General features: G+C 65.1%; 4 protein-coding genes. 2 read left to right on the top strand and 2 right to left on the bottom strand.

Features of this window, described 5'->3' with window-relative positions:
- Positions 1-236: 236 nt before the first annotated feature.
- Together O2807_13690 and O2807_13685 are read right to left on the bottom strand one after the other, a co-directional pair.
- A complete protein-coding gene (locus O2807_13690) occupies positions 237-746 on the bottom strand; it encodes a methylated-DNA--[protein]-cysteine S-methyltransferase (protein ID MDA1001554.1) in 510 nt (169 codons plus the stop codon).
- Between the two features lie 8 nt (positions 747-754).
- Positions 755-1561 (bottom strand): sulfite exporter TauE/SafE family protein, encoded by an 807-nt coding sequence (locus O2807_13685; GenBank protein ID MDA1001553.1) that lies wholly within the window; start codon positions 1559-1561, stop codon positions 755-757.
- Positions 1562-1692: 131 nt separating this feature from the next.
- Here O2807_13685 and O2807_13680 point away from each other — a divergent pair, with 131 nt between their 5' ends.
- Both O2807_13680 and O2807_13675 read left to right on the top strand, forming a co-directional pair.
- On the top strand, positions 1693-2601 hold the full coding sequence (locus O2807_13680; GenBank protein ID MDA1001552.1) for a hydroxymethylglutaryl-CoA lyase: 909 nt from the start codon (positions 1693-1695) through the stop codon (positions 2599-2601).
- A 149-nt stretch (positions 2602-2750) separates the two neighbouring features.
- A partial coding sequence (locus O2807_13675) for a methylmalonyl-CoA carboxyltransferase (protein ID MDA1001551.1) occupies positions 2751-3451 on the top strand: 701 nt, incomplete at its 3' end.

Below are 3451 nucleotides of genomic sequence, written 5' to 3'. Positions count from 1 at the left end.
AGATTATGGCTAGAATGCGGCTACGACATAAAATCGGGGGGAAATCAGGCGGTTTTTAGAGGTCCCCATTAGCTGCTCGCATTTGAACGCCTCCTCAAAAGTTATTTTTCTTGAGGCGAAATAATAGCGAAAATTTAAATTTCTTGCAATCACTATTGAATTTATTGGTTTTTCTGGCTCATTTTGGGCGGATTTTTGATTGACTGCAAGAGTATCCATGATCGCCCATAAAATTACTACCCCCCCTCCATCTCCAACAACCTCTTCTTCCGCCCAATCCCCCAGCGGTAGCCGGCGAGGTTCCCGTCCGCCCGGATGACGCGGTGGCACGGGACGATGAGGGCGACGGGATTCGTGGCGCAGGCGCTCCCCACGGCGCGGGCGCCGTTTTTCAGGCCGAGGGCGCGGGCGACATCGGTGTACGTGCGGGTCTCGCCCGCGGGGATGGCCTGAAGCTCGGCCCACACCCTTCGCTGGAAGGCGGTGGCGCGCACGTCGAGGGGAAGATCGGGGCTGGGCTCTTTTCCTTCCAGATGGCGGAGGAGGGCCGCGAGGGGCTTCTTGACGCCCGCATCGTCCCGGGTGATCTCGGCTTCGGGGAATTCGCTCCGCAGATCTTTCTCCAGCGCCTTGCCGGAGTCTCCGATCTTGACGGCGCAGACCCCTTTTCGCGTGGCGGCCACGAGGAGGCGGCCCAGAGGGCTCTGGACAATGGCGTAGGCGATCCGTATTTTTTCCCCGCTCATGGCTCCCCCTACCCCATAATTCCCGCCACACCCACGATCACGAGAAACCCCATGGCGATTCTGCGGTAGAGGGTTTCGTATTCGGCGCGGAAGAGGCGGCTGCCCGCCCAGGCGCAGAGCGCGAAGGCGGGAAACATGAGGGCGGCGCGGCCCAGGGTGATCGGGTGGACGAGGCCCATCCACCAGAGGATGAGGGCGAGGGTGAGCTGGGTGGTCGAGAAGTAGGCGATGATGTTGGCGCGGCTGACGGCGGCGGGGTCGGGCCCGGAGAGCATATAGAGGAGGACCGGGGGGATGCCCATGCTCGTGGCGGCCATCATGGTGCCCGAGATCGCGCCGACGGCGGCGGCGATGGGCACTTTCTTCCCGCCGGTGTGGCGCCAGCCGATGAGGAGGATGAGGACGAAGCCCAGGACGACCAGCCCCATGGCGCGGGTCATGAGGGCGGGGGCGGCGCTCTTGAGAATCCACACGCCGAGCGGCATGAAGAGGCAGGCGGCCGCCCCCATCGGGGCGACGAAGCGCCACTGGATGAGCCCGCCGGTGCCCTTGAGAAGCTGGAAGCTGACGATGACCTCGAGCAGGATGATGATCGAGACCGCCTCGGCCGGGCCGTAGAGCAGCGCGAGGACCGGCGCCATCATCACCCCCGAGCCGAAGCCCGCGAAGCCGCGGATGAGCCCGGCGAGCAGGGCGATGCCGATCGCGCCCGCGATCGCGGGGGTGAGCAGGGCTGTCCAGAGATCGTTCAAGGGGATGCCCTTCAGTTGGGTGGAAAGCCGGGCCATCATCCCGGAAAGCGGAGGGCGCCGCAAGGGGGCCGCTTCCGGCGATAGTCATTTTTGAACTACATTTTTCTATTTACCGTGAAATTTGTACATGGTAGGTTTGTCCTTCGCACAGTAGAGTAACAGATAAGAAATGGCTGTATTCAGGGAGGATTCCGTTGGCGATCACCATCGTCGAGGTCGGGGCGCGCGACGGCCTGCAGAGCGAGGCGCAGATTCTCTCCACCGGGGAGAAAATCGGACTCCTGAATAAACTCGTCGCGGCGGGCCACCGGCGCATCGAGGCGGCCAGCTTCGTCTCCCCCCGGCACGTCCCCCAGATGGCGGACGCCGAGGATGTCCTCAAGGGCATGGACCGCCGCGATGACCTCGAGGTCGAGGCCCTCGTGCCGAACGCCCGGGGGATGGAGCGGGCGCTGGGGTGCGCGATCGATCGGGCGACCCTCTTCGTCGCGGCGAGCGAGAGCTTCAACCAGCAGAACCTCCGCACGGACACCGCGGGCGCCACGGCGGCGGCCCGCGAGGCGGCCCGGATGGCCCGCGGGGAGCGCCTCCCCCTCCGGGGCGCCGTGGTGACGGCCTTCGGCTGCCCCTACGAGGGAAAGGTGCCCCTCGAGGCGACCGAGCGGGTGGTGCGGGACTACATCGAGATGGGATGCCGGGAGATCGCCCTCGCCGACACCACCGGAATGGCGAACCCCGCGATGGTGCGTGCGGTCTCGCTCTACCTGCATCAGAAATTTCCGGACACCACCTTCGCCCTCCACCTTCACAACACCCGGGGGGCGGGCCTCGCCAACCTGCTCGCCGGCCTCGAGGCGGGCATCACCATCTTCGACACCTCGATCGCGGGCCTCGGCGGGTGCCCCTTCGCGCCGCGCGCCACCGGGAACATCGCCACCGAGGACACCGTGCATATGCTCCACGAGATGGGCCATGAGACCAGGGTGGACCTCGGCAAACTGCTCGGGGCCGCCGCCCTCGCCGAGAAGATCTTCGGCCGCCAGCTCCCCGGCCAACTCCTCCACGCGGGGCCGGTGGACTGGAAGGGGGGCGGGAAAAAATAACGTCTCTTCCCCCGATGTATTTACCCGCCTCCTTCGGACTTTCGCCTGATTCCAGCCTTTTCCTTCAGCCCCTTGACGAGGGGCGAAAATATGTACATTGTATGCAATCTGTTGATATTGCATGAATTCCCGACAACGCGGGGGATGGAATGTCAGATCGCTTTGAAGAGTTGCGCGAGCGGACGGCGGCGGCGCGCGCCCGCGGCGGGGAGGCCTCGAAGGAGCGCCAGCGCAAGCAGGACAAGCTGACCGCCCGCGAGCGGCTCAATCTGCTGCTCGATCCGGGCTCCTTCTCCGAGATTGACATGTTCGTCGAAACGCGATCGACCGAGTTCGGGATGGGGGAAAAGCGCGTGCCCGGCGACGGGGTGGTGACCGGCAGCGGCCGGGTGGACGGCCAGCTCGTCTTCGCCGTCTCGCAGGATTTCGGCTCCCTCGGCGGCTCCCTCGGGGAGATGCACGCCGCCAAGATCATCCGGCTCCAGGAGCTCGCCATGAAGGCGGGCGCCCCCATGGTCCAGATTCTCGACTCGGGCGGGGCGCGCATCCAGGAAGGGGTGCTCTCCCTGCACGGCTACGCCCAGATCTTCCGCAACAACACCCTGGCCTCGGGCGTCATCCCGCAAATTTCGGTCATCCTCGGCCCCTGCGCCGGCGGGGCGGTCTACTCCCCCGCCATCACCGATTTCGTCTTCATGGTGGACGGCCTCAGCAAGATGTTCATCACCGGCCCCGATGTGATCAAGGCGGTGACGGGCGAGGAAGTGACCTTCGAGCAATTGGGCGGCGCGGCCGTTCACACCGGCGTGAGCGGCAACGCCCACTTTGTTTCCTCGGATGAGCGGGAGTG

Source organism: bacterium (genome assembly GCA_027622355.1).
Classification (GTDB): domain Bacteria; phylum UBA8248; class UBA8248; order UBA8248; family UBA8248; genus JAQBZT01.
The sequence above is the reverse complement of the archived record's forward strand: the minus strand, read 5'-3'. Positions and strand labels throughout refer to the sequence as shown.

Coding starts and splice junctions, on each gene's coding strand:
- O2807_13690 (MDA1001554.1), bottom strand. CDS start 746: ATGAGCGGGGAAAAAATACGGATCGCCTACGCCATTGTCCAGAGCCCT.